Genomic DNA, 24828 nt, shown 5'->3' on the forward strand with positions numbered 1-24828 from the left:
CGAGCATCATGCCAGATTTCGCGGCCTTGCGCGACCGGATGGTTGAGCGGCAGATCGCTGCCCGCGGACTGCGCGATCCGCGGCTGCTCGCCGCCTTCCGCAAGGTTCCGCGGGAGCTGTTCCTGCCTGACCGGCTGAAGCATGCCGCCTATGACGATTGCGCTCTGCCGATCGAGTGCGGGCAGACCATCAGCCAGCCTTATATCGTCGCCCGGACCATCGACGCCGCGCGGATCGGTCCGGCGGACAGGGTGCTCGAAGTCGGGGCGGGGTCGGGCTATGCCGCCGCGCTCATCGGCTGCATCGCGCGCGAGGTGGTCGCGATCGAGCGGATCCCCGATCTTGCGGACCTGGCGCGAAGCCGGATGCAGCAGGTCGGCTACGGCAACGTCCGGATCGTGGAGGGTGATGGCTCGCTCGGCCTACCCGACGCGGCGCCCTTCGACGTGATCGTCTGCGCCGCTGCCGGCCCACGCGTGCCGCGCTCGTGGCTCGATCAGCTCGCGCCCGGAGGACGGATCGTCCTGCCCATCGGCAGCATCAACGGCATACAGCATCTGACCCGCTACACCCTTACCGAGGACGGCCGCCTGATCGAGGACAGGCTCGATCCGGTCCGCTTCGTCCCGCTTATCGGAGCCCAGGCTTATGACGACGATGACTGACGATCATGCACTGGAGGTCCTGCGGACGCGTGCGGAGCCGCTGCCGGAGATCGACAGCGACGGTTTCGCCGAAGTGTTCGACCGGTACGCCGATGCTCGCGTGGTGCTGTTGGGGGAAGCGAGCCACGGCACCAGCGAATTCTACTTGGCACGCGCCGCGATTACCCGCCGGCTGGTCGAGCGGCACGGCTTCTCGGTGGTCGCGCTGGAAGCCGACTGGCCCGACGCGGCGCACCTCGACCGGTTCGTTCGCCATCGCCAGCGCCGCCAAGGAGAAGAGACAGCGTTCCAGCGCTTCCCATCCTGGATGTGGCGCAATGCCGAATTCGACAGCCTCGTCCGCTGGCTCCACGAGCACAACCGCCAGTTGGAAGATGAGCAGATGGCGGGCCTCTACGGGCTCGACCTCTACAATCTGCACGGTTCGATGCAGGCGGTGATCGGCTTTCTGGAGGAGCGCGATCCGGCGCTCGCCGCGGAAGCCCGGCAGCGCTATTCCTGCCTCGCTCCGTTCAGTCGCGATCCGGCACGCTATGGCGCGCTGGCGCTCTCGTCGGGTTACGCCTTCTGTGCCGATGGTGCGGTGGCGATGCTGACGGACCTCTTGAAGCGGGAGTGCCTCGGCGGCGATTGCGACGAATGGCTCGATGCAGCCGCGAACGCACGGTTGGTGAAGAACGCCGAGGCCTATTACCGGGCCATGTTCCACGGCTCGGAGGAGAGCTGGAACCTGCGCGACACGCACATGTTCGAGACGCTGTGCCAGCTGCTGGAGGCGAAGCCCGGCGCGAAGGCCGTGGTCTGGGCGCATAACAGCCACATCGGCGACGCACGCGCGACCGACATGGGCCGCAGCCGCGGCGAGCTCAACATCGGGCAGCAGGCCAAGCAGAAGTTTGGCGACGAGGCTCGGCTGATCGGCTTCGGCACCCACGCGGGGACGGTGGCCGCGGCGGACGACTGGGACGAGCCGATGGAGGTGAAGCAGGTCCGGCCGTCGCTGCCCGGCAGCCAGGAGCGCCTGTGCCATGACAGCGGGATCGAGCGTTTCCTCCTGGACCTGCGCGAGCTTTCTGCCGGTCCGCTCGACGAACCCCGCCTGGAGCGGTTCATCGGCGTCATCTACCGCCCGCAGACCGAGCGCTGGAGCCACTATTCCGAAGCGGTTCTGTCGCAGCAGTTCGACGGTTGGGTGTGGTTCGACGAGACGACAGCCGTAACGCCTCTTAGCGACGTGCATGGCGAGGCCGAGGCGGAGATGTGGCCGTTCGGACTGTAGTGCTCCGGCCTACGCCGGCGTGCGGCTTTTCTCCCGGATCGCGCTGATCGTGGTCTGGTTGCTGATCACCTCGACATCTGTCTTCACGTGCAGGAGCCGAATGCCGCGCCGCTCCTGCGCGCGGGCGAGGGCGGGCGCGAAGTCGGCAGTGCGCTCCACCGTCTCCGCCCAGCCGCCATAAGCGCGCGCCAGCGCTGCGAAGTCCGGATTTTGCAGTGTCGTCGCCGAAAGCCGCTCCGGATACTCCCGCTCCTGGTGCATGCGGATGGTGCCGTAGCTGGCATTGTCCACCACCATGACCAGCAGGTCGGCGCCATATTGCGCGGCGGTTGCGAGTTCCTGGCCGTTCATCAGGAAGTCGCCGTCCCCGGCGACGCACAGCACCTGCCGGTCACGGAAGCGCAGGGCGGCGGCGACGGCGGCGGGCAGTCCGTAGCCCATGCTGCCGCAGGTCGGGGCCAGCTGCGACGGCATCGCCGTATAGCGCCAGTAGCGATGCACCCAGCCGGAGAAGTTACCGGCGCCGTTGCAGACGATGGTATCGGCCGGGAGAGTGTCACGCAGGGCCTTCATCGCCGCGCCGAGGTCCATCACGACCCCATCGCGCGCGGCCGGCTCGCTCCACTCCAGCCATTCGGCGTGCGCCTCGTCGCCGGCACCGAAGCGGACCAGCTCCGGATCCATCCAGGCGTCCACGTCCTGCGCGAACTCGCTCATGTCGGCGCAGATCGGCAGGTCGGCATGGTAGACCCGGCCAAGTTCGGTCGGGTCGGGATGGACGTGAACCAGGGTCTGGCCCGCATGATCCGGCTTGATCAGGCTGTAGCCTTCGGTGGTGGATTCGCCGAGCCGGGCGCCGACCACGAGCAGCAGGTCGGCGTCACGGACGCGCTGCTGCAGCTTGGGGTTGGGCCCATAGCCAAGGTTGCCGGCATAAACCCGGCAACTGTTGGCCACGGCATCCTGACGGCGGAACGCGGCGGCGACGGGAATGCCGTGCCGCGCGGCGAAGTTGGCGAAATGGTGCGCCGCGCAGGGGCTCCAGTCCGCGCCGCCGACAATGGCGAGCGGGGCCGCGGCTTCCTTGAGCAGTTCGAACAGTGCGGCGAGGGCGCCGGGGTCGGGTTCCTCGACCAGCGGCGGGACCGCCGGGCGGTCGAGGACTGCGACCCCGTCGCGCAGCATGTCCTCAGGAATGGCGAGAACCACCGGGCCCGGCCGCCCCGCGGTCGCTACCCGCCACGCCCGGGCGACATATTCCGGGATGCGCCGCGCGTCATCGATCCGAGCCGCCCACTTGCTGATCGGAGCGAAGAAAGCGGGAAGGTCGATTTCCTGGAATCCCTCTCGGTCGCGGTCGCCGCGATCGAGGTCGCCGACGAACAGGATCATCGGTGTGGAATCCTGGAAGGCGACATGGACGCCCGCGCTGGCGTTGGCGGCTCCGGGGCCGCGGGTGACGAAGGCGATGCCGGGGCGTCCGGTCATCTTGCCGTCGGCGTCGGCCATGTAGGTGACCCCGCCCTCCTGCCGGCACACGACCGTATCGATTTCCGGGGTGTCGTGGAGCGCGTCCAGCACGGCGAGAAAGCTTTCGCCCGGCACGGTGAACAGTCGGTCACAGCCCTGAATCCGGAGTTGATCGACGAGGATCTGTCCGCCGGTGCGGAGGGGAGGGGAGTCGGACATGCGCGCGGCTCTACTCTGATGCCGCACGATTGTGGAGCCTCAGACGATGCGCCCTTCAGCCAGCCGGATCGCCTCGGCAATCGCGGCATCGCGGTCCAGCGTGCTCGTGTCCAGCAGCAAAGCGTCGTCAGCTCGCAGCAGCGGTGCTGCGGAGCGGTGGCTGTCGCGCTCGTCGCGGGCGCGGATGTCGATCAGCACGTCGGGCAGGTGGGCATGGAGACCGTGACTCGTCAGCTCGGCGAGGCGGCGCTCGGCGCGCACCCGCGAGGAAGCGGTGACGAACAGCTTCACCGTGGCGTCTGGCGCGATGACCGTGCCGATGTCGCGGCCGTCGAGCACCGCGCCGCCGGGTTGGCCCGCAAACTCCTGCTGCCGCTCCAGCAAGGCGGTGCGGACGGCCGGGTAGGCCGAGATGCGGCTTGCGATGCCGCCGACCGCCTCGCTGCGGAGATCGGGATCGTCGACCAGGCCGGCGATATCCTCGCAGGCCCGAAGCGCGGCGAACTCGCTGTCCGGATCGCCGCCCCAGCGTAGCAGGTTGAGCGCGACGGCGCGATAAAGCTTGCCGGTGTCGAGGTGCGGCAGGCCGAAATGATCGGCCAAGGCACGTGCAATGGTGCCCTTGCCGCTGGCGGCCGGGCCGTCGACGGCGATCACGATCGGGGTACGCAGAGAAGGGTCGGCCATGAACGCCGCGCTTTGACAGCCACCCCCCGCTATGGCAAGGCGCGGCCCGATTTGCCGGAGGCCGCAGCCTGTCCGGCTCCTTTAGACTGTTGGAGTTTCCCATGGTGAAGCCCGAATGGGGCGCCAAGCGCACCTGCCCCAAGTGCTCGGCCCGTTTCTACGACCTCGGCAACGACCAGCCGGTGACCTGCATCGAGTGCGGCAGCCAGTGGGTGCCGGAACCGGTGCTCAAGTCCAAGCAGCCGATGCCGTTCGAGACCGCGGCCGCGGCCGGTGTCGCGGGCGCGAGCGAGAAAGCGGCGGACGCCGATCTCGGCGCGGAGGATCTGGCGGTCGACGAGGATGAGGAGCCCAGCGCCGACGACGAAGTCGACATCGGCACGGGTGACGACGATCTGGGCGTCGAAGCGCCCGGTGACGACGAGGAACATTGATTATTTGAAACGGTCCGCCGGCGACCCGCTTTTTGCAGTTTGCGAAAGCGGAAAAGTCGCTTAAAGGCGCGGACCGAATGGGGCCGTAGCTCAGCTGGGAGAGCGTCGCAATGGCATTGCGAAGGTCAGGGGTTCGATCCCCCTCGGCTCCACCATTCATGAAAAGGCCGCTGCAGAGCGGCCTTTTTTGTGTGTGGCGAATACGGGCTCCTGCTGGAGCGGCAGCCGGGCACAAACGAAAAGCGGCGGCGCCTTGTGGGCACCGCCGCTTGCGATAAGCTGCGAACGGGCGGTTAGGCCAGGTTCGTTGCCACCGTGTCGAACTTCTTTGACAGACCCGTGCCGATGTTGGTCAGCGCGGTGATGGCGGCAACGGCGATGAGGGCGGCAATCAGACCGTACTCGATCGCGGTCGCGCCTTCTTCGTTGCGGAAGATCTTCAGAAACTTGGCCATGATATCAGCCCTTTTCGTAAAAGCTGGCTTAGGCCAGGTTGGTCGCGACGGTGTTGAACTTCTTCGACAGGCCGGTGCCGATGTTGGTCATCGCGGTAATCGCGGCAACGGCGATGAGAGCGGCGATCAGGCCGTACTCGATCGCGGTGGCACCTTCGTCGTTCTTGATCAGCTTCAGAAATTTCGACATGTCCGGTCTCCTGGTTCCACTTGTCGGGGTCCACTTCCCCCACCGGCGGCCCTTCCGGAGCGCGTCGGTCGAACTCAGGTCTATGTCCGGAACGGTTGAGAACTTCTTAAAGCGGCCAGTTAACGTCCGTTGACGTTCGGGACATGCGTCAGAATTGCTTGAGCAGCTGCTCCAGCGCGCCCGCCGCTTCCTCAATCCAGCGACCGTCTTCGCTCCAGTCGTCCGGCAGGGGACTGCGCCGTTGCGGTGGCGGAGGAGCCCGCCGCGGGGCGCGGTAATCCTGCGGCAGGGTCGTGGCGGTGCGGCCATCGATGCTGAGCGCAGGCACCATGAAGCTGCGCCACAACTGCGCGGGCGCGGTGCCGCCGCTGACTTGCTTGCCGAGCGACTGGTTATCGTCACGTCCGACCCATACGCCGACCACCAGGTCCCCGGCGAAGCCGATGAACAGGGCGTCGCGATTGTCCTGGCTGGTCCCGGTCTTGCCGAAGGTCGGGACCGCCAGCGCGGCGCGCTTGCCGGTTCCGTCGTTGGCGGAGGCCCAGAGAAGGTCGAGCATCGGCTTCCATTCGCGGGTGCGGTCGAGCCGTCCTCCCCGCGCGAAAAAGGCGGTTGCGAGGTCTTCCTCCGCACGAGGCAGGGCGAGCCCCTTCGCCTCGACGGGGAAGCGACCACCGGCCACGGCGGCATAGGCGGCGGTCATCTCCAGCAGGCTGGTGCCGGCGGTGCCGAGCGCAACGCTGGGCGAATTTGGCAGGCTGGAACTGATGCCGAGATCGCGGGCGGCGCGCAGCACATTGCCGCGGCCGACCGCTTCGGACAGCCGAACGGTGGCGGCATTACTGGAGCGGGCGAACGCCTCGCGCAGGGTGATGGCCCCGCGGTACACGCCGTCGCTGTTGGCGGGGGTCCAGCCGTCGATCGTGATCGGGCTGTCGGAGATGGTGCTGTCAGGAGTCCAGCCGGCCCTCAACGCCGCCAGGTAGACGAACAGTTTGAAGGCGGAGCCGGGCTGCCGCTTGGCCTGAGTGGCGCGGTTGAAGGGCGAGGATTTGTACGAACGCCCGCCGACCATCGCCACCACCCGTCCGTCCGGCCGCATCGCCACGAGGGCGGCCTGCGCACCGTTCAGCGAAGCGTTGGATACTGCACGAACCGCCACCTTCTGGAGGTCCGCGTCGAGCGTGGTACGAACCTTGACCTCACCGAAGTCGCTTTCGAACGCGCGGCTGGCAGAGGGCGCAACCCAGTCGGCGAAATAGGTTCCGGTCGGCACCCGGTCGCGGACGGCATTGGTACGGGCGGAGCGGGCGGCACGGGCGCGGGCGGGGGTGATCACGCCCGTATCGGCCATCGCCTGCAGCACCAGCCGGGATCGCTTCTGTGCTCCCTTCAAATTCTTGGTCGGGGCCAGCCGCGAGGGCGCCTGCACGAGCCCGGCCAGCATTGCGGACTGGGCCAGGGTCAGCCTTTCCGGCGAGCGGCGGAAGTAATGCTTGGCGGCAGCCCGCAGCCCGTACACGCCGTCGCCGAAATAAACGGACGACAGGTAGCGGGAGAGGATTTCGTCCTTCGTTAGCCATCCTTCCAGCCAGAAGGCGATGATCACCTCCTGCGCCTTGCGCTTGAGGCTTCGGTCGCCGTTGAGGAAGCTGGTCTTGGCGAGCTGCTGAGTGATGGTGCTGCCGCCCTGGCGCACTCCGCCGGCGCGCGCGTTGGTCATCATTGCCCGACCGATGGCGCGGGGATCGACGCCCCAGTGGCGATAGAAGCGGCGATCCTCGATCGCGACAAAGGCAGCTGGCGTCAGCGAGTTCAGGGAAGCGACCTCTACCGGCGCTTCCTTGATTGCACCGCGCCGGGCGATCGGCCGCCCTTCGGTCGATACCAGCAGCATGGCCGGGTCTTGCAGCGGCTCCAGCGCGCGGCCGAGGGGCGCCGTGACGATCAGCCATAGCAAGGTGACCAGCAGCAGCGCCCCGGCGATGGTGAACCCCTTCCGCAGCCAACGGCGGCGCGGCCGCTCCGGAACGGGCGGAGGCGCTTCGACCGGCGGCACCGCAAACGCGTCGGGAAGCTCCTCGACGTTGCTACCGTTCCGCTGCCAGGGGGAGTCGCGATCGGCCATCTTGCCGCAGGGCACCTCATCATGATCCGCTGCCTTGCCCACCTAATACAGTTATACGGGCTTGGCTAGGATGGTTCGGGTAGAAAGCTTGGGTTGGCGTCCCTGTGCCGTTACACGGCTGGCATGGGGATGAACAAACGGCAAGGTGGGGCCCGAATGGGCCGGATTTACGTCCTTGCCGGTCTGCTGCTGCTGGCCGGCTGCCGTGAGCAGCAGGGTGGGGCCGTTGCCGTCACCGTGATCGGCGGGCCGCTGCGACTCGTCGATCCGGCGGCGGCTTCGCTCACCAGCGGCGAAGCGGTGCTGCTCCAGACCGTCGCGCAAGGGCTGGTCCGCTTCGACGCGCAGGGGCAGATCGAGGCGGGCCTGGCCGAGCGCTGGAACGTCAGCGACGACGGGTTGAGCTATATCTTCCGGCTCGCGTCGGGCGAGTGGCCGGACGGTCGCAAGATCACCGCGCATGAGGTCGCCAGGCTGCTCCGCCGGCAATTGGGGCGGCAGAGTGAGAATCCGCTGAAGGATGCGTTCGGCGCTGTCGCCGAAATCGTCGCGATGACCGAGCGGGTGATCGAGATCAGGCTCAAGGCGCCGCGTCCCAACCTGCTCCAGCTGCTGGCCCAGCCGGAACTGGCGCTGCTTCGAAACGGGGAGGGTACCGGCCCGTTCACGGTCAAGCGCGAGCCGAACGACGGCGGCGCGTGGCTGCTGGAACATGAGATCCCGCTACCCGACGGCGAAGACTCGCTGGTCGAGCGGGTGGCGCTGCGCAGTGCGGCGGCGGAGGCCGCGGTGCGCAGCTTCATCGACCGCCGGACGGAGCTGGTGCTTGGCGGCACGTTTGCCGATCTCGGCTTCGCTTTAGGCAAATCCTTGCCGCGTGGCTCGCTGCGGTTCGATCCGGCGGTCGGCCTGTTCGGACTGGTGCCGGCGCGGGAAGGCGGGCCGATCGCCAGGCCCGAGGTGCGGGCCCTGCTGGACCAGGCCATCGACCGCGAGGCGCTGATCGCCGCGCTGGGAGTGCCTGACCTTGCCCCGCGAGCGACCATCCTGCATGCCGGGCTGGAAGGCTTCAACGGCTCCGCGGCCATTCCGACCTGGAGCAATGTGCCGACGGCGGAGCGGCGGGACGCGCTCGCTGCCGAAGGACGGCGGCTGTTCGCCGAAGATGCCGACGAAGGCGAGCAAGAAGAGCGTCCGCGCATCCGCCTGGCGCTTCCGCAAGGGCCGGGCGCGGAGATCGTGCTGGAGCGCTTGCGGAGCGACTGGGAAGCCCTTGGCGTCGAGGTCGAGCGTTCCGGGCCGGGAGCACCGGCCGACCTTCGGCTGGTTGACCTGGTCGCGCCGTCGCTATCGCCGGCCTGGTTCCTGCGTCAGTTCCGCTGCGGCGCGGTTCCGATCTGCGAGCCGGAGGCCGACGCCCTGATGGACGCGGCACGCCAGACCACCGTCGCCCAGCAGCGCGCGGCCCTGCTGGGCAACGCCGAGCGCGAGCTGCGCCGGTCGGTGCTGTTCCTGCCGATCGCGGCGCCGGTGCGCTGGTCGCTGGTGGGTCGCGGCCTTTCCGGCTTTGCCGAAAATCGCTTTTCCCGCCACCCGCTGCTCGGCCTGCGCGGCCGCGCCGCTTTGCCTCGACGAGAATAGGAGACCCGAGTGGCCGTCCGCCCAGAACCGTTCAAAGCCCCGCGTACCAGCCTCAAGACCGATCCCGCTTCCGTGCGCCAGCGCGTCGAAGCGCTGGAGCGGATCCTCGAGCGGATGTTCACCATTCCCGGCACCGAGCGCCAGGTCGGGCTGGACGTGGTGCTCGACCTCGTCCCGTTTCTCGGCTCAACCGCCGGCGCGGTGCTCGGCGCCTACATGGCGTGGGAAGCGCGCAACCTTGGCATGTCGAAGATGCAGCTGAGCCGCATGGCCGGCAATGTCGGGGTCGACTGGGCGCTGGGCATGATCCCGTGGATCGGCGCGGTCCCCGACTTCTTCTTCCGCTCTAACACCCGCAACCTGCGCATCATCAAGCGGCACCTGGACAAGCATCATCCGGGCACGGGCGTGCTGGACGTCGAGGCGGAGGTGAAACGGTGAGCTGCGTCCTCATTCGACCCTTAGCAGACGCCGCCACGGCACCTGATCAGCGCTGGCACACCGACCGATCGTCACCCGACGACAGTCGCGTCGAATAGCCCTGGTTGACCGTGTTGATGGTCAGCGTCGAGTTCCCGCAGCGGCGCAGCTGGAAGCGGACCTTGCGGCGCCGGAAATCGAGGGAGACCCGGCGGAACGTCTCCAGCAGGTCGGTGCCAAGCAGCAGCGAGGGTTCCTGGGTAAGGCCGAACACGGTGAAGGGAGGCACGTCGGCGAAGGCGATCGGCACGTCCTTGAGGGTGACCGAACCGAGCTGGAGCTCGCCCACGCGGGCGACCTGGAGCTGGGCGGTGGCGCCGGTCACTCCGATGGCTTCCACCGTCACGAACTTGCGCTTGTTGCCGCGGATCAACTTGTCACGCAGCGCCAGGTTGCCGATGGTGATTTCCGATCCAGTGTCGATCACCGCCTGCACCGGGAGGCCGGCGGCCCGCACTTCCGTCAGGATCAGCTGCCCGCGCCGGCGCTTGGCGGTGACGATGATGTCGCCCTTCATTGCGCGTGGCATCGGCTGGCGGGCATCCTCCGCCTTGATCAGCCTTTTCTCGAAATCCATCATCAACCGCTGCTCGACCAGCGCGTCGATGCCGATCATGCCATGGCCGCCAACGTCGGCCTCGCGCAGCGCCGGAAGCAGGAGATTACGGATGCGGCTGGATCCCATCAACAACTCGGCCACCTGCACACGGCCGACGATGGCGCTTCCGGTCATGCCGTGAAGCACCACCTGACTGGCAATCGGCAGCTGCAGGTCGCGCGCGATGCCCGCGCCGACCACCGACGTGTCGGCGCCGCTATCGACCAGGAAGCGGTACGGACCACGGCCGTTGACGTGCACCTCGACGGTCATTCGGGTGTTGACCTTGCGGGCGTTGATGTCCTCCCCGCCGATCGCCAGCGTGTTGTCGAGCGCGGCGGGGGGCAGCGGCGGCATCTCACGCGGTGGGACCGGCTGCGGCTTGGGAATCTTCGGCGCCTCGGCGGCACCGGCCGACAGCCAGACAATCAGTCCGCAGCACAGGACGAGGCTGCGACGCAGCGGCATGCGACCTTGGTCTCCAAAAGGGACCTTGCGATCTTACTCCACCGGCGTCCGTTGTTCCAGCCGCGAAACTAGTCTCCGCTGGGCCCGCTCGCGGCAGCTTCGCGCAGGATCGGCCGGCCGACGTCGCCCTGGCCGACGGTGCGGCCCGCCATCTCCAGCATCCGCTCCAGCGGCACCCGGGCGCGGTCCATGATCTCGGTTGACAGTTCGATCCGCGGCTCCAGGTCGCGCAACGCGACGTACAGCTTCTCGAGCGTGTTCAGCGCCATGTACGGGCACATGTTGCAGTTGCAGTTGCCGTCGCCGCCCGGCACTCCGATGAACGTCTTTTCCGGAGCGGCCTTTTCCATCTGGTGGATGATGTGCGGCTCGGTCGCGACCAGGATGATTGGGGACGGGCTGTGCGTCGCGAAGTCGAGGATCGAGCGGGTCGATCCGACGTGGTCCGAATGGTCAATGATGTGCGGCGGGCATTCGGGATGCGCCGCGACCGGAGCGCCGGGATATTGCGCCTTCAGCTTCAGCAGCTCGGTCTCGCTGAACGCCTGGTGGACGATGCACACCCCCGGCCAAAGCAGCATGTCGCGCCCGGTCTTGCGCGCCAGATAGCCGCCGAGGTGCCGGTCGGGGCCGAAGATGATTGGCTGGTCCTTGGGGATCTGGCTGAGGATGATGTCTGCCGACGAGCTGGTTACGATGATGTCCGACAGCGCCTTCACCGCCGCCGAACAGTTGATGTAGGTCAGCGCGATATGATCCGGATGGGCGGCGCGGAACGCGGCGAACTGGTCCGGCGGGCAGCTGTCCTCCAGGCTGCATCCGGCGTCCATGTCAGGCAGGATCACCGTCTTTTCCGGCGACAGGATCTTGGCCGTCTCGGCCATGAAGCGCACGCCGCAGAACGCGATCACATCGGCGTCCGTCGCCGCCGCCTTGCGCGACAGGTCGAGGCTGTCGCCGACGAAATCGGCGAGGTCCTGGATTTCAGGTTTCTGGTAATAATGCGCCAGGATGACGGCGTTGCGCTCCGTCTTGAGCCGCTTGATCTCTTCAAGCAGGTCGGCGCCTTTCAAGCTCTGGACAGGTGCGCTCACTGGGTTCCTCTCGACTCTTTGGCCCGCCGCAGGACTTCGGCGATCGACGGGCTGACGTCCCACCGTTCGCCGTCGGGGCGGCCCTCCTGCGGGTAACGGACCACGACGTCCGCATCTATGTCGGCAGCCCGGAGCGGCAATTCAATCAGTCGTTCCAGCGCCGCCCGCCCATTTTCGCGCGCCTTGCGCAATTCTTCGGGGCTGCGGGCCTTGCGGGCCGCGGCCTGGGTGGCGAGGCCAGCGGCCCTCCGGCTGAGATTTACGGACGCCTGGCGGGTGACGAACAGGCCGGAGGTGGCTTGGACCTGCCGGCGGCTTTCGTCGATGTTGGGTTCGCCCGGCACCACGTCCGGCGCGTCGACCAGCAATGTCCGGGTGGCGGGGTCCCAACGAAAGCTGTCCAGCGACAGGCCCGACAGGTTCATCGTATATTGCACCGAATAGGGCAGGGTTGCCCGCTGACTGGAGCGCAGCGCTTCGAACAGGCCCGCGTCGACGGAGGTCACGTCCAGCGCGCCGCGGACCTCGCCGACCTGAAGCTTGTTCTGCTCCGAAAAGGTTGCGCTGAGAACCCGGGCAATGCCTTGCGTCTGCGCCAGTTGCTCCTGCCGCTGCCGCTCTTGCTGGCGGCCTTGGTACCAGTTGAAGGCCATCAGCACGGCGATGATCGCCGCAACGGCCAGCACGATCGTGCGCGTCTTCACCGGCTGTCGTTGTTCGTTGCGATCCATTCGCCCTCCTCCGCGCCAACAACGAGCCCGCGGCGCTGGAGGTCCAACAGGTGGGCGAGAACGGAGGCTCCGGCGGCCGGAACAAGCCGCGGATCGAGCCCGCGATACGAGGCGGCGACGATCTGCTCGACCGTGCGGTCGCCCTCCGCCACGCGGCGCAGGATCTGCTTCTCGCGCTGCAGACGATGGGTGAGCATGCCGCGAACCAGCCGCTTTGGGTCGCGCACGGGATCGCCATGGGCAGGATAGTAGATGCGGTCGTGGCGAACGCGGAGCTTGTCGAGGCTGCGGAGATAGTCGCACATGTTGCCGTCCGGCGGAATGACGACGCTCGTCGACCAGCCCATCACATGATCGCCCGTGAACAGGGCGCCGCTGGTTTCGTCAGCGAAGCACAGGTGATTGGAGGTGTGGCCGGGTGTGTGCACCGCGGAGACCGTGCGACCGTCGATGGCGACGGCTTCACCGTCGGCCAGGACGCGATCCGGCGAGTAGTGGTGGTCGAAGCCGGCGTCGGCCCGGGGACCGCCCTCGTCGAAGGAAATCGGAGGGCAGCCGACGATCGGAGCTCCAGTGGCGGCGGCCAGCGAACGGCTCGCCGGCGAATGGTCGCGGTGCGTGTGGGTGATCAGGATCGCGGCCACCGGCCTGCCGCCGATCGCGCGCAGCAGCGCCGCGAGGTGTTCCGGCTGGTCTGGCCCCGGATCGATGACCGCCAGCTCGTCCTCGCCGACCAGATGAACCTGCGTGCCGGTGAAGGTGTAAGGGGAGGGGTTGGGGGCGAGCAGGCGCGCAATGCCCGGCTCCAGCTGCTCCATTTGGCCGTACCGCGGGTCCACGCTCGCCGCAGTGGCATGGGCCGCCGCTCAACGCCAGCGCGATCCGCCCTTCGCCGGCGTGACGGCTACTCTGCCTTCAGCTCGGCCAGCTTCGCTTTCAGCTGCGCGACCACCTTCCCCTTGTTCTCGGCGGGCAGCTGCGGATTGGCCTCGATCTTGGCGATCGCGCTTTTCAGCATGGTCGCCACTTCGGCATCGGACGCTCCTTTCTTGCCGCACAGGACGATGCGGGTACGCCGCAGGTCCTTGCCCGCGCCGGAGCTCGCGTCGGCGACGAATTTGCGGCCTTCGCAATTGGCAACGGCGGTCCGAATGTCGGCGGGGACGGCGTCGGTCCCCACCGTCTGCTGGACCTCGCGGACCTGGATGACCGTTTTCTCCGTGGCCGGAGCAGGCCGCACTGGCGGCACCGGAGGCGCGGCGATGGCAGGCACCGCAAGCAGCAGCGCTGCGCCGGCGGCGGCAAGCAGCTTGAACGTCATGGTCGGCTCCCCTTGTGACCGGAAAGGCGGGCTTTTCCGTTTTCGCGGACTAACCGCGAATGAACGATGCGTCAGGCTTCGGCCAGAGGCGTGCGTCGCGCCGACGCGCGCGTGTCGGCCAGCGCCGCGGCGCGGCGGGCGAGCGCGCTTGGGATCACCTCCCCAAGCAGCACGTCCATGCTGTGCCCCCAGGTGAACTCGCCGGCGACATATTCGCGGCCCGCGTGCCCCATCGCCCGCGGATCGCCGTTCCATACCTTCAGGATATTGGCTGCCATCGCTGCGGGATCGCCCACCGGGCCGAGCAGGCCCATGCCGGGCCGCACCCGCTCGAGCATCGCCCCGCCGGCCACGCCGACCACCGGCAGGCCGGACGCCTGTGCCTCGATCACCGACACTCCAAAGGTCTCGTTGGGCATCGCCGAAACGTAGATGTCGGCGCTCGCCAGCCAGCGGGACAAGGTCTCGCGATCGTTGACGAAGCCCGGGGTCACGATCCGCTCGTCGCCGAGCGCCTCGAACTGCTCGCGCTGCGGGCCGTCGCCGAGGATCACCAGCCGCGCGCCGAGCTCACGTGGGAGGGCGCGGAACGCTTCCACCACGATGTCCGGCCGCTTTTCGACATCAAGCCGACCGACGTAGATCAGCAGCGGCTGGTCGCCCGCGAGGCCGAGCGACTCGCGGAGCCCGAGATCGCGGCGCTCCGGCGAAAAATGCTGGAGCTCGACCCCGAGCGGAAGGATCTTCACATCCTCCACCCCGAGCGAGCGGAGCTTCAGCCCGCCGCCGTGCTCCGACAGCGCGTAGACGGCATCAAACTCGCGGTAGAGGCGACCGCAATAGCGGTAGAAGACACGGCCGGCCGCCTGACCGATGGTAGCGCCGAAGGCCTTGGACAGTGGCCGCTCCACGTAGACCGTCGGGAAATCGGTCATGTAGCCGGCGACCAGCGCCGTGCGCGGGTGGCGCTTGCGGTGAGCGATCGCCGCCCACGGCAGATTGTACGCATCCTGACATTCGACCACGTCGGGGCGAAATCGTTCGAGCGCGTCGCGCACCGCCCGGTTGCGCAGCAGCATTCGATAATGCGGACTAAGCGGAATATTGGGCGACCTGATCCAGACGGTGATCGCGCGCCCGTCCTCGACGACCTCGTCGCGATCGGCCGGCAGGATCATCATGTGGCGATGGGGCGTATGCGCCAGGATATGCTCGCGCTTGCGCTTGAGGTAGGTGCCGACGCCGCCGCCCACGGCCGACCAGCTTTGTGTCAGGTCGCAATACAGGCGGGGCGAGCCATCGCCTCCGCCAAAGGGCAGGGGAGAACGCATCTGCTCCCCCTAACCGCTGGAATCGGAGATTGTGCCCGCGGCCAGGAACGGCGCCGACTGTCGGACTTTCTGACACTTGCCGGTCTGCATTCGGATCGCTCCTGACAATTTCCCGCGGATTTCAGCCGTTCAGGTGAGGTTGGCACGTCGGTTGCACAGCCATGGCGTCCACTTTGGTTCCACGCCAAGTCAAGAAGGGACGGTGCAAGCGGTTTCTGGTCCCGCGCTCCGTCCCTTCTTTATTTCAGCAGCAGGTGCGCAAAAGGCTTCAGGCTTCAGGCTTCGGCCTTGCCGACCATCTGCTGCAGCTCGCCGCTTTCGAACATCTCCATCATGATGTCCGAGCCGCCGACGAATTCGCCCTTGACGTACAGCTGGGGGATGGTCGGCCAGTCGCTAAATTCCTTGATCCCCTGGCGGACCTCCGGATCCTGCAGCACGTCGACCGTCTCGTACGGCACGCCCAAGTGGTCGAGGATCGCCACTGCGCGGCTGGAAAAACCGCACTGGGGGAAGAGCGCGGTGCCCTTCATGAACAGAACGACGTCATTGCTGCGGACGATCTCGCCGATCCGCTCGTTGCCTTGGCTCACTTGATATCTCCTTGTGGCACTGCGGTTTCGAGCTGCAGTGCGTGAAGCTCGCCCCCCATGCGCCCCCCAAGCGCGGAATAGACCGCCTGATGCTGCCGCACTCGGCTCAGGCCCGCGAAAGATGCGCTGACCACGCGGGCTGCATAATGGTCGCCATCGCCCGCGAGGTCACGGATCGTCACCTCCGCATCGGGAATGGCCGCACGGATCAGCGCCGCGATGTCGTCGGCTATCATCGGCATGGCAGCTCTCAGCGCTCCGCCATCAACTGTTGCCTGGCTTCGTGGGTCTTGAAGTCCAGCTGCTCGCGGATACGGCCGTCGTCCATGTCGATCCCGGCGCCGGTGAGGTCGCCGAGCAGCTTGCGGATTACATCTTCGTCGCCGGCCTCCTCGAAGTCGGCGCGGACCACGTCCTTGGCATAGGATTCGGTCTCCGCCGGCGACAGCTTCATCAGTCCCGCCGCCCATTCACCGAGCAGCCGGTTGCGCCGCGCGAGGAGCCGGAACTTCATCTCCTCGTCATGGGCGAATTTGGCCTCGAACGCCCGTTCGCGGTCATCGAAAGTGGTCATGGCGGCTCCGTGGTTGGTTGCCCGCCGAGATAGGGGGCGGAGCGCTAGTCGTCCAGCGTCACCACCAGCTTGCCGATCACCTGGCGCGATGCCAGTGCCGCGATCGCCTCGCCGGCGCGCTCCAGTGGGTAGGTCGCGCTGACCACCGGGGCGATCTTGCCTTCATCCCACAGCCGGAACAGTTCCGCGACGTGCGCCGCATTGGCCTTCGGATCGCGCATCGCGAACGCGCCCCAGAACACGCCGCAGACATCGCAGCTCTTGAGCAGGGTGAGGTTGAGCGGCAGCTTGGGAATGCCGGCCGGGAAACCGACCACCAGATAGCGGCCCTCCCACGCGATGGAGCGCAGCGCCGGCTCGGCATAGTCGCCGCCGACCGGATCGAAGATCACGTCGGCGCCGGCCGGCCCGACCGCAGCCTTGAACTGGTCTGCCAGGGCTTTCTGCCCGGCCTTGTCGAACGGCCCCCGTGGATAGACGATGGCGTCGTCCGCTCCCGCCTCCCGGGCTGCCTGCGCCTTTTCCTCGGAGGACACAGCGGCGATGACCCGCGCGCCTCGCGCCTTGCCAAGCTCGATCGCGGCTAGGCCAACTCCGCCCGCCGCGCCAAGAACGAGCAGGGTCTGTGCGTCCTTCAACCGTCCGCGGTCGTAGAGCGCGTGGATGCTGGTGGCGTATGTCAGCAGCAGTGCCGCGCCATCCACATAGCTGCGGCTGTCCGGCAGCCGGAAAGCGCTCCTGGCGGGGATAACGATCTTCTCGACGAGGCCGCCGAACCCAGGAACCGCGATCAACCGGTCGCCCGGCTTCCACTCCATCACGCCCTCGCCAACGCTCAGCACCTCGCCCGCAATCTCTCCCCCCGGAGCGAACGGACGCGGCGGTTTCAGCTGATACTTGTCCTCGATGATCAACACATCGGGATAGTTGATCGCGGCGGCATGGACCCGGACGAGGAGTTCGCCCGCGGACGGCGTCGGATCGTGGATCTCGGCGACCTGGAGGGTGTCGGGGCCACCGGGTTCGTGGGAGAGCAATGCGCGCATGTCCGGGCCTCCGTCATGCCGAAACTGATCCGGCATCCGCCTTGGTTCTTGCTCCTAGAGACAGGGCGGCCAGGGCTCAAGGCCGGGGTGACGAAGCTTCCCGCCACCGGTAGTCCGCGACCACTTCTTCCGCAGTCATTCCCTCGAACGTCGCCCGCGCCATGGCCTGGGCGTCGCTACGAGCCATCCGCCGTGCGCCGACGGTGGCGATCGCCCGGTCGAAGTCGAGCCGGTCGGCCACGGGAAGCTCCTGCCGGGCGACGCTGGTCGAGCGAGCGAAGGTTTCAGGAGAGGAGCCGTCGATCACGGTGGGTGAGGGGGACGAGCAGGCGGCGAGCAGCCAAAATCCGCTGATGCTGAGGAGGGACTGAGCCCTTTGACGCCCCCTGCGCCTTCGCTCAGGGCTCAGCGGTTCCTCAGCATGAGCGGTCTCGTTGGTCACTCCACGTAGTTCGCCGTGGTCTTCTCTCGCACCTCGTCGCGGGTCACGCCGGGTGCCAGTTCGATCAGCTTGAAGGGCGCGTTGTGGTCCTCGCGGCTGAACACGGCCAGATCGGTGACGATCATGTCGACGACGTTCTTGCCGGTTAGCGGAAGCGTGCATTCGGGGATGAACTTGGGGCTGCCGTCCTTGGCGTTATGCTCCATTACCACGATGATCCGCTTGACGCCTGCGACCAGGTCCATAGCGCCGCCCATGCCCTTGATCATCTTGCCCGGAATCATCCAGTTGGCGATGTCGCCGCCTTCGCTGACCTCCATCGCGCCGAGCACGGTCAGGTCGATATGCCCGCCGCGGATCATCGCGAAGCTGTCCGACGAGCTGAAATAGCTCGACGAGGGCAACTGGCTGATCGTCTGCTTTCCGGCGTTGATCAGGTCGGCGTCGACCTCATCGTCATACGGGAACGGCCCGATCCCGAGCATGCCGTTCTCGGACTGAAGCGTGACTTCCATCCCTTCCGGAATGTTGTTTGCAACGAGTGTCGGGATGCCGATGCCGAGATTGACGTAATAACCGTCGCGCAGCTCCTTCGCGGCACGCGCGGCCATCTGGTTGCGGGTCCAGCCCAGGGGCGCAGCTTGGGTTGCCATCATGAAATCCTGTCGCCGGGGTCAATCGTGGTCATGTTGTCGCCGTCACCGGCGCGCTCCTCGTCGAGGCCCTGCCAGATCATCGCTTCGGCCTCGGCTTCCGAAATTTCGAGCGCGTGGGCATAGGCCCGCGCACCGTGCCGGATCGCATCGGCCATCATCATCCCGAACATCTCGGGCTCGGGCATTTTGTGGGCGTTGATGAAAAACGTTCCCGGGCCACCATCCTCGACCCACAACCGTGCGATCTCGGTGCTGTCGGCAAGCGCCTCACGCTGGCTGGCCACGTTGATCGCTCCATTACCGATGCCGGTATAGCTTTGGCTAGTCATACCGCCTCCCGCACGCGCGTCGTCACGAACTCGATCTTCTTGTCGTAGGGCGCGCCGAGGATGAGGCGCTTCACGTAGATCGACGGCAGGTGGATACAATCCGGATCAAGGCTGCCGACAGGGACGATCTCCTCCACCTCCGCAACGCAGATCCTGCCGCAGGTGGCGGCCGGCTGGTTGAAGTTGCGGGCGGTCTTGCGGAAGATGAGGTTGCCGCTCTCGTCGGCCTTCCATCCCTTGATGATGGCGAGGTCGGCGCGAATGCCGCGTTCGAGGATATACTCCTCGCCTTCGAAGCTCTTCACTTCCTTGCCCTCGGCTACCTTCGTGCCGACGCCGGTCTTGGTGTAGAAGCCCGGAATGCCGGCCCCGCCCGCGCGCATCCGCTCCGCCAGTGTCCCCTGCGGGCAGAACTCGACCTCCAGCTCGCCGGCGAGGAACTGCCGCTCGAACTCCTTGTTCTCGCCGACGTAGGACGAGATCATCTTGCCTACCTGCCGGGTGCGCAACAGCTTGCCGAGGCCTTCATTGTCGATGCCGGCATTGTTGGAGGCGATGGTGAGGTCCTTGACCCCGCTGGCGACGATCGCGTCGATCAGCCGCTCGGGGATGCCGCACAGGCCGAACCCGCCCGCGGCGATGGTCATGCCGTCGTGGAGCAGCCCGTCGAGAGCCGCCGCGGCGTCAGGGTAGATTTTCTTGGCCATGTGCCCTCCTGCTTGAGAAGGCGGTTAGGCGAAGTTGAAAAGCGCTTCAACTTCGTCATTGCGAGCGCAGCGAAGCAATCCAGTCACCTTCAAAAAGGAGCTAGATTGGCGCGTCGCTGCGCTCCTCGCAATGACGGTGCTTAGCGCAGCTTGGCCATCACGCCCTGCAGCTGCATCGCGTTCGACATGTCGCCTTCGACCTTGAGCTTGCCGGTCATGAAAGCGGTCATCCCGTCGAGCTGTCCGCCGACCATCGCGTCCCAATCGGCGGTGGTCGCCTTGAGTGTCGTGTCGGCCGCGCCATCTTCCTCGCTGACCTGGTTTGCCTGGCCGTCCAGCAGGATCGCACCTTCGTCCATGACGAGCTTGATCCGCTTGCCCGGCACCCAAGCCTGCTTTTCCTGCATCTTGGCGACGAGTTCCTGCTTGGTCATGGCAAACTCCCTTTGAGAACATGAATGTCAGTAAGCGAGCTAGCGGGCCGGCGCTTGGCGGGCAAGGGCGGTGGGAGTAGAGCCGCGCTCATGGACGCACAGACTCGCTACAACGCCGACCTCTCCCTGTTCATCGATGGTGCCTGGAGGAGCGGCGAAGGCCGCGAGGCGCACCAGGTGGTCAACCCGGTCGATGGTGGGACGATCGCCGAGGTGCCCTACGCCACCACGGCCGACTTGGAGGAGGCGCTCGCCGCTTCCGACCGGGCGTGGCCGGAATGGCGGGCGACCGACGTCGAGAAGCGCGGCGCGATCCTGCGCAAGGCCGCCCAGCTGATGCGCGAACGGGCCGACGCCATCGCTGCAATCCTCACGCAGGAGCAGGGCAAGGTCGTCGCCGAGGCCCGCGCCGAGGTGGTCGGCTCGGCCCAGCTGTTCGACTGGTACGCCGAGGAGATCAAGCGCGACTACGGCCGCACCCTGGTGCGTCCTGCCGGGCAGCTGTCGCGGGTGATCCGCCAGCCGGTCGGTCCGACCGCGACCTTTACGCCGTGGAACTTCCCCATCTACCTGCTGGCCAAGAAGGTCTCGGCCGCGCTCGCCGCGGGCTGCACCGTCATCTCGCGGCCTCCGCACGAAACCCCCGGCTGCACCACCGAACTGTTCCGCGCACTGGCTGACGCGGGCATCCCCAACGGTGTGGCGCAGCTCGTCCACGGCGATGCCGACCTTGTCAGCCGCACGCTCATCGGCAGCAAGGAAATCCGCAAGATCAGCTTCACCGGCTCGACTGGGGTCGGCAAGCATCTCATGAAGCTCGCTGCCGACGGGATGAAGCGGATCACGATGGAGCTTGGCGGGCATGCGCCAGTGCTGATCTTCGACGACTGCGACCTGGAAAAGACGCTGGACATGGTCGTGCCGCAGAAATTCCGGAACGCGGGTCAGGTGTGCGTGTCCCCGACGCGCTTCTACGTACAGCGCGGCATCTACGATGCCTTTCTCAAGGGTTTCGCCGAACGCACGGCCCAAGTGAAGGTCGGCAATGGCCTCGACGCCGACACCCGGATGGGGCCGCTCGCCAACGCGCGGCGCCCGGACGCGATCGGCACGATGGTAGAGGATGCGCGTGCGAAGGGGGCCAGGGTGCTCGCAGGCGGTGAGCGAGGGCCAAGCGGCTTCTTCTTCCAGCCGACGCTGCTGGCCGATGTTCCAAACGAGGCCGCGATCATGAACGAGGAGCCGTTCGGACCGGTCGCGGTGACGCGCGCCTTTGACACGTTCGACGAAGTGATCGAGCAGGCCAATCGCCTGCCGTTCGGCCTTGCCGCCTTCGCCTTCACGGAGAACGGCCGTCGCGCGAACCTCATCGGCGACCTGGTCGAAAGCGGGATGGTGGGGATCAACACCTTTGCCATCTCCGTCGCCGACGCCCCGTTCGGCGGGGTCAAGGATTCCGGCTTCGGCTCAGAGGGAGGGATCGAGGGCCTGCAGAGCTATCAAGTGACCAAGGCCATCCACCAGGCCTGAGTCAGGGGAGAGAGGCTAGGCTCCCGCCGCCTCGCGCTCGCAGTTGCCGACTTCCAGGAGGTAGATGCCGGTGGTGACGAAGCTGACCGCCAGGAACCAGGCGAAGTTGGCGATCACCTGCGGCGTCGGGCCGAAAAGGGTCACCACAAGCGTGTAAGCGGACAGGCCGGCGAGCGACAGCAGGCCGAGCAGCAGGTCGGTGAGGCCGGACACGAAGCTCCAGCGGCGGGTCGATCCCGTCGCCATCACCGCGGCGGCGATGTTGGCGAGGCTCCGGATCAGCAGCCAGGCGGTGATGACATACAGGGTCGGCAGGAACTTGGTCTCGGGCCGCAGCAGGAACAGCACGCCCGCCACCATGGTCACCGCTCCCGCCATCATTGTCGCAACGCGCGCGGATTTCCGAAGAGTGCCGGCCATCAACTCGGCCACTCCCGCAGCGAGCAGCAGCGCGCCGACCAGGCGCGCCCCGGAAGTCCGTTCGAGCAGCGGAAGCAACGCCGCCCCGCCCGCAAGCAGGATGATCACCCACGCGGCCGTCAGCATGGCGTGGTAACGGCGGGGGCGGGGCTCCCGAATGGCCTGGGTCTCGGTCACCGCGGCTGGATAGCAGAGGACGCGCGGCAGGGCCAAGCCGGACCGGCCGGCCCTCTCTCGCCTTGCTCTCCGGCCCTCTCTCCAGTATAGGCGCGCCCGTCCGGCGAGCGTGCAAGCGTCGCGGGCAAGCTCGTCATCTGGCGTGCGTGTGGAGTCCGGTCGACCGAGAGGCGCCGTGCTGCACGCGCTGTTTTTGCATGAAGGGGGTTTGCCTCGCGCGGTGTGCGCCGTGGGATGTCTCTCCGGCATGGGGCCGGCGGGGCAGGCATGGTTTCACCAGGCCCGCCAGATGGAAAGCCGACCACAGGTGGTCCGGCTGGCGGCACTTGAAACGAAGACACAGGAAGACAACGACCTTATGGCCACTACGGCATTTCCGTCCCGCGACGACTTCGCGGCTCTCCTCAACGACTCCCTCGGCGGTGAGAACGAGGCCTTTGAAGGCCGCGTGGTCAAGGGCACCGTCACGGGGATCGAGAACGACCTGGCCGTCATCGACGTCGGCCTGAAGTCGGAAGGACGGGTCCCGCTGCGCGAATTCGCGGCTCCGGGGCAGAAGGCCGAACTCAAGGTCGGCGACGTGGTCGAAGTCTATGTCGACCGGGTCGAGAACCACAACGGCGAGGCCATGTTGTCGCGCGACCGCGCCCGCCGCGAAGCCGCGTGGGACCTGCTGGAAACCGAATTCTCCGCCGGCAACCGCGTCGAGGGCGTGATCTTCGGTCGCGTGAAGGGCGGCTTCACGGTCGACCTCGGCGGCGCCGTGGCGTTCCTGCCGGGCAGCCAGGTGGACATCCGCCCGGTCCGCGACGTCCAGCCTCTGATGGACATTCCGCAGCCGTTCCAGATCCTGAAGATGGATCGCCGCCGCGGCAACATCGTCGTCTCGCGCCGCGCCATCCTTGAGGAAACCCGCGCCGAGCAGCGCTCCGGCCTCATCCAGAGCCTGGCCGAGGGTCAGGTCATCGAGGGCGTGGTCAAGAACATCACCGACTATGGTGCGTTCGTCGACCTTGGCGGCATCGACGGCCTGCTGCACGTCACCGACGTCAGCTACAAGCGCGTCAACCACCCTTCGGAGCTGATCAACATCGGCGACACGGTGAAGGTGCAGATCATCCGCATCAACCGCGAGACCCAGCGCATCAGCCTCGGCATGAAGCAGCTGGAAAGCGATCCGTGGGAAGGTGCCGCCGCCAAGTATCCGATCGAGGGTACGTTCAAGGGCCGCGTCACGAACATCACCGAATATGGCGCCTTCGTCGAGCTGGAGCCGGGCATCGAAGGCCTCGTCCACGTCTCGGAGATGAGCTGGACCAAGAAGAACGTCCACCCGGGCAAGATCGTCAGCACCAGCCAGGAAGTCGACGTCAAGATCCTCGAGGTCGACGAGGAAAAGCGGCGCATCTCGCTCGGCCTGAAGCAGGCGCAGTCCAACCCGTGGTCGGACTTCGCCGAGAAGCATCCTGTCGGCAGCCAGGTCGAGGGCGAGGTCAAGAATTCGACCGAGTTCGGCCTGTTCATCGGCCTCGATGGCGACGTCGACGGGATGGTCCACATGTCGGACATCGCTTGGGGCGTGTCGGGCGAGGAAGCGCTGGCGCTTCACCACAAGGGTGAAACGGTGCAGGCCGTGGTCCTCGACGTCGACGTCGAGAAGGAGCGCATCAGCCTGGGCATGAAGCAGCTCGAGCGCGGCGGAGTCGCGGTCGGCGGCGGCACCGGCACCGGCGCGAACAAGGGCGAGACGGTCACCGTCACCGTTCTGGAAATCCGCGATGGCGGCCTGGAAGTGCAGATCGGCGACGATGGCGCGACCGGCTTCATCAAGCGCACCGACCTTGGGCGCGACCGCGACGAGCAGCGTCCGGAGCGGTTCCAGGTGGGCCAGAAGTTCGACGCGATGGTCACCGGCTTCGACCGGTCCAAGAAGCCGACCTTCTCGATCAAGGCGCTGCAGATCTCGGAAGAGAAGCAGGCGGTTGCCCAGTATGGCAGCTCCGACTCGGGGGCGTCGCTCGGCGACATTCTCGGCGAGGCGCTGAAGCAGGCGCAAAAGAAGTAAGGAGCAGGGGCGTGGCGGGGAGACCTGCCGCGCCCTTCTTCTGTCGGACCACTCACTTGCGCGCGCAAGTGAGTTCTGACAGCATGAACACCGACGCGGGGTGCGGGGGCGCCCGGCGTCAAGACTGCGGGGACAACATGATCCGGTCTGAGCTCGTTCAAAAGCTGTGCAACGATTTTCCCGACCTGACCCAGCGCGAGGTCGAAGGGGTGGTGTCGGCCTTGTTCGACGCAATCACCGAGCAGCTGGCCGATGGAGGCCGGGTCGAGCTTCGCGGCTTCGGGGCTTTTTCCACCCGTCAGCGCGACGCCCGGGTAGGGCGCAACCCGCGGACCGGTGCCTCGGTCGACGTCGACGCCAAGCGCGTGCCCTACTTCAAGCCGGGCAAGGAAATGCGCGAGCGGCTGAACCTGCATGAAGTGACGGCCGAGTAATCACCGTCATCCCGGTGGTAGCCGGGATCCCAGCGAGCTTGCGCGCCACTTCCTCATCACGGCGTTGGCGGGGCCGGCGCTTGACCGCGCGTGTACACTGTCCAACACAGCCAATCGGGGCGGACGTGGCGGAATGGTAGACGCAGCCGACTTAAAATCGGCTTTCCGAACGGGAGTGCGGGTTCAAGTCCCGCCGTCCGCACCAAGAGAATGTTCCGACGCGGAGCAAT

Annotated in this window: 29 protein-coding genes and 2 tRNA genes; 10 read left to right on the forward strand and 21 right to left on the reverse strand. The window is 66.9% G+C overall.

What is annotated here, in order from left to right; all coding sequences use genetic code 11:
- Positions 1-8 precede the first annotated feature (8 nt).
- Together ACFQPG_RS11235 and ACFQPG_RS11240 are read left to right on the forward strand one after the other, a co-directional pair.
- A complete protein-coding gene (locus ACFQPG_RS11235; protein WP_380813247.1) occupies positions 9-665 on the forward strand; it encodes a protein-L-isoaspartate(D-aspartate) O-methyltransferase in 657 nt (218 codons plus the stop codon).
- Positions 658-1944: an erythromycin esterase family protein gene (locus ACFQPG_RS11240; protein ID WP_380813250.1), complete on the forward strand. Its 1287-nt coding sequence runs from the start codon at positions 658-660 to the stop codon at positions 1942-1944. The genes ACFQPG_RS11235 and ACFQPG_RS11240 overlap by 8 nt, the downstream gene beginning before the upstream one ends.
- Positions 1945-1953: 9 nt before the next feature.
- On the opposite strand, the gene ACFQPG_RS11245 is transcribed toward ACFQPG_RS11240, so the two are convergent.
- Positions 1954-3633 (reverse strand): thiamine pyrophosphate-binding protein, encoded by a 1680-nt coding sequence (locus ACFQPG_RS11245; protein ID WP_380813253.1) that lies wholly within the window; start codon positions 3631-3633, stop codon positions 1954-1956.
- 39 nt (positions 3634-3672) lie between these two features.
- A complete protein-coding gene (gene cmk / locus ACFQPG_RS11250) occupies positions 3673-4293 on the reverse strand; it encodes a (d)CMP kinase (RefSeq protein WP_380813758.1) in 621 nt (206 codons plus the stop codon).
- Positions 4294-4421: 128 nt separating this feature from the next.
- Here cmk and ACFQPG_RS11255 point away from each other — a divergent pair, with 128 nt between their 5' ends.
- Positions 4422-4754, forward strand: coding sequence for a TIGR02300 family protein (locus ACFQPG_RS11255; RefSeq protein ID WP_380813255.1), 333 nt, complete (start codon positions 4422-4424; stop codon positions 4752-4754).
- Positions 4755-4833: 79 nt separating this feature from the next.
- Positions 4834-4909, forward strand: a tRNA-Ala gene (locus ACFQPG_RS11260).
- 138 nt (positions 4910-5047) lie between these two features.
- On the opposite strand, the gene ACFQPG_RS11265 is transcribed toward ACFQPG_RS11260, so the two are convergent.
- The 3 genes from ACFQPG_RS11265 to ACFQPG_RS11275 all read right to left on the reverse strand — a co-directional run bounded on the left by ACFQPG_RS11265 (position 5048) and on the right by ACFQPG_RS11275 (position 7527).
- Entirely contained in the window at positions 5048-5209 is a 162-nt protein-coding gene (locus ACFQPG_RS11265) for a Flp family type IVb pilin (protein WP_380813258.1), read from the reverse strand.
- A gap of 28 nt (positions 5210-5237) precedes the next feature.
- A complete protein-coding gene (locus ACFQPG_RS11270; protein WP_380813260.1) occupies positions 5238-5399 on the reverse strand; it encodes a Flp family type IVb pilin in 162 nt (53 codons plus the stop codon).
- 148 nt (positions 5400-5547) lie between these two features.
- Positions 5548-7527, reverse strand: coding sequence for a transglycosylase domain-containing protein (locus ACFQPG_RS11275; protein ID WP_380813263.1), 1980 nt, complete (start codon positions 7525-7527; stop codon positions 5548-5550).
- Positions 7528-7656: 129 nt separating this feature from the next.
- Here ACFQPG_RS11275 and ACFQPG_RS11280 point away from each other — a divergent pair, with 129 nt between their 5' ends.
- Both ACFQPG_RS11280 and ACFQPG_RS11285 read left to right on the forward strand, forming a co-directional pair.
- Complete coding sequence (locus tag ACFQPG_RS11280; protein ID WP_380813266.1) at positions 7657-9168, forward strand: ABC transporter substrate-binding protein; 1512 nt, start codon at positions 7657-7659, stop codon at positions 9166-9168.
- A gap of 9 nt (positions 9169-9177) precedes the next feature.
- Entirely contained in the window at positions 9178-9609 is a 432-nt protein-coding gene (locus ACFQPG_RS11285) for a DUF4112 domain-containing protein (protein WP_380813269.1), read from the forward strand.
- Between the two features lie 46 nt (positions 9610-9655).
- On the opposite strand, the gene ACFQPG_RS11290 is transcribed toward ACFQPG_RS11285, so the two are convergent.
- The 15 genes from ACFQPG_RS11290 to ACFQPG_RS11360 all read right to left on the reverse strand — a co-directional run bounded on the left by ACFQPG_RS11290 (position 9656) and on the right by ACFQPG_RS11360 (position 19972).
- The gene (locus ACFQPG_RS11290) at positions 9656-10714 is read right to left on the reverse strand and encodes a retroviral-like aspartic protease family protein (RefSeq protein WP_380813272.1); all 1059 of its coding nucleotides are present in this window, start codon (positions 10712-10714) and stop codon (positions 9656-9658) included.
- A 68-nt stretch (positions 10715-10782) separates the two neighbouring features.
- Complete coding sequence (gene nadA / locus ACFQPG_RS11295) at positions 10783-11808, reverse strand: quinolinate synthase NadA (protein ID WP_380813276.1); 1026 nt, start codon at positions 11806-11808, stop codon at positions 10783-10785.
- On the reverse strand, positions 11805-12539 hold the full coding sequence (locus ACFQPG_RS11300) for a hypothetical protein (RefSeq protein WP_380813279.1): 735 nt from the start codon (positions 12537-12539) through the stop codon (positions 11805-11807). Before ACFQPG_RS11300 ends, nadA begins: the two co-directional genes overlap by 4 nt.
- Complete coding sequence (locus ACFQPG_RS11305; protein WP_380813760.1) at positions 12509-13357, reverse strand: MBL fold metallo-hydrolase; 849 nt, start codon at positions 13355-13357, stop codon at positions 12509-12511. Before ACFQPG_RS11305 ends, ACFQPG_RS11300 begins: the two co-directional genes overlap by 31 nt.
- An 86-nt stretch (positions 13358-13443) precedes the next feature.
- Positions 13444-13860, reverse strand: coding sequence for a hypothetical protein (locus ACFQPG_RS11310; RefSeq protein WP_380813282.1), 417 nt, complete (start codon positions 13858-13860; stop codon positions 13444-13446).
- A 71-nt stretch (positions 13861-13931) separates the two neighbouring features.
- A complete protein-coding gene (locus ACFQPG_RS11315) occupies positions 13932-15191 on the reverse strand; it encodes a glycosyltransferase (RefSeq protein WP_380813285.1) in 1260 nt (419 codons plus the stop codon).
- 275 nt (positions 15192-15466) lie between these two features.
- Positions 15467-15784: a Grx4 family monothiol glutaredoxin gene (grxD, locus tag ACFQPG_RS11320; RefSeq protein ID WP_380813288.1), complete on the reverse strand. Its 318-nt coding sequence runs from the start codon at positions 15782-15784 to the stop codon at positions 15467-15469.
- Positions 15781-16026, reverse strand: coding sequence for a BolA family protein (locus ACFQPG_RS11325; protein WP_380813291.1), 246 nt, complete (start codon positions 16024-16026; stop codon positions 15781-15783). The genes grxD and ACFQPG_RS11325 overlap by 4 nt, the downstream gene beginning before the upstream one ends.
- Before the next feature lie 8 nt (positions 16027-16034).
- The gene (locus ACFQPG_RS11330) at positions 16035-16358 is read right to left on the reverse strand and encodes a DUF1476 domain-containing protein (protein WP_380813294.1); all 324 of its coding nucleotides are present in this window, start codon (positions 16356-16358) and stop codon (positions 16035-16037) included.
- Between the two features lie 44 nt (positions 16359-16402).
- Positions 16403-17404 carry an NADPH:quinone oxidoreductase family protein gene (locus ACFQPG_RS11335; protein ID WP_380813297.1) on the reverse strand — a complete coding sequence of 334 codons (1002 nt, stop codon included), beginning with the start codon at positions 17402-17404 and terminating at the stop codon, positions 16403-16405.
- 76 nt (positions 17405-17480) lie between these two features.
- On the reverse strand, positions 17481-17711 hold the full coding sequence (locus tag ACFQPG_RS11340; protein WP_380813300.1) for a hypothetical protein: 231 nt from the start codon (positions 17709-17711) through the stop codon (positions 17481-17483).
- 131 nt (positions 17712-17842) lie between these two features.
- A complete protein-coding gene (locus tag ACFQPG_RS11345; RefSeq protein WP_380813763.1) occupies positions 17843-18478 on the reverse strand; it encodes a 3-oxoacid CoA-transferase subunit B in 636 nt (211 codons plus the stop codon).
- A 20-nt stretch (positions 18479-18498) separates the two neighbouring features.
- Complete coding sequence (locus ACFQPG_RS11350) at positions 18499-18831, reverse strand: DUF5076 domain-containing protein (RefSeq protein WP_380813303.1); 333 nt, start codon at positions 18829-18831, stop codon at positions 18499-18501.
- Positions 18828-19538, reverse strand: a complete 711-nt coding sequence (locus ACFQPG_RS11355; protein WP_380813306.1) for a CoA transferase subunit A — start codon at positions 19536-19538, stop codon at positions 18828-18830. The genes ACFQPG_RS11350 and ACFQPG_RS11355 overlap by 4 nt, the downstream gene beginning before the upstream one ends.
- 140 nt (positions 19539-19678) lie before the next feature.
- The gene (locus ACFQPG_RS11360) at positions 19679-19972 is read right to left on the reverse strand and encodes an SCP2 sterol-binding domain-containing protein (RefSeq protein WP_380813309.1); all 294 of its coding nucleotides are present in this window, start codon (positions 19970-19972) and stop codon (positions 19679-19681) included.
- Positions 19973-20062: 90 nt separating this feature from the next.
- On the opposite strand from ACFQPG_RS11360, the gene ACFQPG_RS11365 reads away from it, so the two are divergent.
- Entirely contained in the window at positions 20063-21502 is a 1440-nt protein-coding gene (locus ACFQPG_RS11365) for an NAD-dependent succinate-semialdehyde dehydrogenase (RefSeq protein WP_380813312.1), read from the forward strand.
- Between the two features lie 15 nt (positions 21503-21517).
- Here the strand turns inward: ACFQPG_RS11365 and ACFQPG_RS11370 are convergent, their stop codons facing one another.
- Complete coding sequence (locus ACFQPG_RS11370) at positions 21518-22099, reverse strand: DUF308 domain-containing protein (protein ID WP_380813315.1); 582 nt, start codon at positions 22097-22099, stop codon at positions 21518-21520.
- Positions 22100-22457: 358 nt separating this feature from the next.
- Between ACFQPG_RS11370 and rpsA the strand changes: the two genes are divergently transcribed.
- From rpsA to ACFQPG_RS11385, 3 genes are all read left to right on the forward strand, one after another.
- Positions 22458-24164, forward strand: a complete 1707-nt coding sequence (gene rpsA, locus ACFQPG_RS11375) for a 30S ribosomal protein S1 (protein ID WP_380813766.1) — start codon at positions 22458-22460, stop codon at positions 24162-24164.
- 137 nt (positions 24165-24301) lie between these two features.
- Entirely contained in the window at positions 24302-24598 is a 297-nt protein-coding gene (locus ACFQPG_RS11380) for an integration host factor subunit beta (protein WP_380813318.1), read from the forward strand.
- A 119-nt stretch (positions 24599-24717) separates the two neighbouring features.
- Positions 24718-24803: transfer RNA gene (locus ACFQPG_RS11385), tRNA-Leu, on the forward strand.
- Positions 24804-24828 lie beyond the last annotated feature (25 nt).

Source organism: Sphingomonas sp. GCM10030256 (assembly GCF_042666415.1).
In the GTDB taxonomy this organism is placed as follows: domain Bacteria; phylum Pseudomonadota; class Alphaproteobacteria; order Sphingomonadales; family Sphingomonadaceae; genus Sphingomicrobium.

Coding starts and splice junctions, on each gene's coding strand:
- ACFQPG_RS11305 (WP_380813760.1), bottom strand. CDS start 13,357: ATGGAGCAGCTGGAGCCGGGCATTGCGCGCCTGCTCGCCCCCAACCCC.
- ACFQPG_RS11270 (WP_380813260.1), bottom strand. CDS start 5,399: ATGTCGAAATTTCTGAAGCTGATCAAGAACGACGAAGGTGCCACCGCG.
- ACFQPG_RS11365 (WP_380813312.1), top strand. CDS start 20,063: ATGGACGCACAGACTCGCTACAACGCCGACCTCTCCCTGTTCATCGAT.
- ACFQPG_RS11330 (WP_380813294.1), bottom strand. CDS start 16,358: ATGACCACTTTCGATGACCGCGAACGGGCGTTCGAGGCCAAATTCGCC.
- ACFQPG_RS11315 (WP_380813285.1), bottom strand. CDS start 15,191: ATGCGTTCTCCCCTGCCCTTTGGCGGAGGCGATGGCTCGCCCCGCCTG.
- ACFQPG_RS11310 (WP_380813282.1), bottom strand. CDS start 13,860: ATGACGTTCAAGCTGCTTGCCGCCGCCGGCGCAGCGCTGCTGCTTGCG.
- ACFQPG_RS11360 (WP_380813309.1), bottom strand. CDS start 19,972: ATGACCAAGCAGGAACTCGTCGCCAAGATGCAGGAAAAGCAGGCTTGG.
- ACFQPG_RS11275 (WP_380813263.1), bottom strand. CDS start 7,527: ATGGCCGATCGCGACTCCCCCTGGCAGCGGAACGGTAGCAACGTCGAG.
- ACFQPG_RS11235 (WP_380813247.1), top strand. CDS start 9: ATGCCAGATTTCGCGGCCTTGCGCGACCGGATGGTTGAGCGGCAGATC.
- ACFQPG_RS11265 (WP_380813258.1), bottom strand. CDS start 5,209: ATGGCCAAGTTTCTGAAGATCTTCCGCAACGAAGAAGGCGCGACCGCG.
- ACFQPG_RS11355 (WP_380813306.1), bottom strand. CDS start 19,538: ATGGCCAAGAAAATCTACCCTGACGCCGCGGCGGCTCTCGACGGGCTG.
- ACFQPG_RS11245 (WP_380813253.1), bottom strand. CDS start 3,633: ATGTCCGACTCCCCTCCCCTCCGCACCGGCGGACAGATCCTCGTCGAT.
- ACFQPG_RS11280 (WP_380813266.1), top strand. CDS start 7,657: ATGAACAAACGGCAAGGTGGGGCCCGAATGGGCCGGATTTACGTCCTT.
- ACFQPG_RS11290 (WP_380813272.1), bottom strand. CDS start 10,714: ATGCCGCTGCGTCGCAGCCTCGTCCTGTGCTGCGGACTGATTGTCTGG.
- ACFQPG_RS11325 (WP_380813291.1), bottom strand. CDS start 16,026: ATGCCGATGATAGCCGACGACATCGCGGCGCTGATCCGTGCGGCCATT.
- ACFQPG_RS11300 (WP_380813279.1), bottom strand. CDS start 12,539: ATGGATCGCAACGAACAACGACAGCCGGTGAAGACGCGCACGATCGTG.
- ACFQPG_RS11335 (WP_380813297.1), bottom strand. CDS start 17,404: ATGCGCGCATTGCTCTCCCACGAACCCGGTGGCCCCGACACCCTCCAG.
- ACFQPG_RS11255 (WP_380813255.1), top strand. CDS start 4,422: ATGGTGAAGCCCGAATGGGGCGCCAAGCGCACCTGCCCCAAGTGCTCG.
- rpsA (WP_380813766.1), top strand. CDS start 22,458: ATGGCCACTACGGCATTTCCGTCCCGCGACGACTTCGCGGCTCTCCTC.
- ACFQPG_RS11350 (WP_380813303.1), bottom strand. CDS start 18,831: ATGACTAGCCAAAGCTATACCGGCATCGGTAATGGAGCGATCAACGTG.
- ACFQPG_RS11380 (WP_380813318.1), top strand. CDS start 24,302: ATGATCCGGTCTGAGCTCGTTCAAAAGCTGTGCAACGATTTTCCCGAC.
- ACFQPG_RS11240 (WP_380813250.1), top strand. CDS start 658: ATGACTGACGATCATGCACTGGAGGTCCTGCGGACGCGTGCGGAGCCG.